Raw genomic sequence first — 666 nt, 5'->3', positions numbered from 1 at the left:
CCACGACTACCTGAAGAAAACCCTGACCGCGCGCGTCTACGACGTGGCCCGCGAGACCGAACTCGAACGCGCGCCGAATCTGTCGGCACGCCTTTCCAATCCGGTTTATCTGAAGCGCGAGGACAACCAGCCGGTGTTCTCGTTCAAGGTGCGCGGCGCGTACAACAAGATGGCGCACATTCCGGCGGAGGCGCTGGAACGCGGGGTGATTACCGCGTCGGCGGGCAATCATGCGCAGGGCGTGGCGCTGTCGGCGGCCCGGATGGGTGTGAAGGCGATCATCGTCGTGCCGGTGACGACGCCGCAGGTGAAGGTCGATGCGGTGCGCGCGCATGGCGGAGCAACGGTCGAGGTGGTGCAGTTCGGCGAGTCTTATAGCGATGCATACGGGCACGCGGTGAAGCTGCAGGAAGAACGCGGCCTGACGTTTGTTCACCCGTTCGACGATCCGTACGTGATCGCCGGCCAGGGCACCGTCGCGATGGAGATTCTCAGCCAGCATCAGGGCCCGATCCACGCGATCTTCGTGCCGATCGGCGGCGGGGGTCTCGCCGCAGGCGTGGCCGCGTACGTGAAATCGGTGCGCCCGGAGATCAGGGTGATCGGCGTACAGACCGACGACTCATGCGCGATGGCCGCGTCGCTGAAAGCGGGAGAGCGGGTCAC

At 65.6% G+C, this 666-nt stretch carries 1 protein-coding gene; it reads left to right on the top strand.

The window, feature by feature from the left end:
* Positions 1-666 (top strand): pyridoxal-phosphate dependent enzyme (locus KHO31_RS39020; RefSeq protein WP_211626158.1); only part of this gene is annotated, 666 nt, incomplete at both ends.

This window comes from Paraburkholderia domus, assembly GCF_905220705.1.
Classification (GTDB): Bacteria; Pseudomonadota; Gammaproteobacteria; order Burkholderiales; family Burkholderiaceae; genus Paraburkholderia; species Paraburkholderia domus.
The sequence above is the reverse complement of the archived record's forward strand: the minus strand, read 5'-3'. Positions and strand labels throughout refer to the sequence as shown.